Here is a 394-nt window from a genome sequence, read left to right as displayed (position 1 = left end):
GCCGGCGCCCTCGTAGCCGGTCATGACGCCGGCCTCGTTGGCCCAGTTGACGTAGGGGGCGTACCACTCGCCCTGCAGCACGTCGGCGAAGGGCGCCGCGGGGGCGTCCATGTCGCCGTCGCCCAGCCAGTTCCACATGACCGTGGCGGCCTGCTCGCGGAACGCGCCGGAGAGCGGCCCGAACAGGTCGGTGCCCTCGTAGCCCTTCATGAGGCCCAGCTTGTTCGCCTCGCGGACCGAGGCGTAGAACCAGTCGGACTCGGAGACGTCGGAGAAGGGGTTCTCCCACGCGTCGGCGAAGGCGACCTCGACGGTGACGGCGGAGCCGGGCATCTCGAAGGTCCAGGTGCCGTCCTTCTCGCCGGCCTCGACCTCGACCTCCTTGCCGTCGGCG

Annotated in this window: 1 protein-coding gene; it reads right to left on the bottom strand. The window is 71.1% G+C overall.

The features are described 5' to 3' along the window. Nucleotides 1-394: S-layer homology domain-containing protein (locus H6A16_RS10590; protein ID WP_204619020.1), on the bottom strand; the 394-nt coding region annotated here is incomplete at both ends.

The sequence above is a fragment of the Collinsella tanakaei genome (assembly GCF_016900375.1).
In the GTDB taxonomy this organism is placed as follows: domain Bacteria; phylum Actinomycetota; class Coriobacteriia; order Coriobacteriales; family Coriobacteriaceae; genus Collinsella.
Note: the sequence above shows the minus strand (reverse complement) of the source record. Positions and strands in the feature narration are given on the sequence as shown.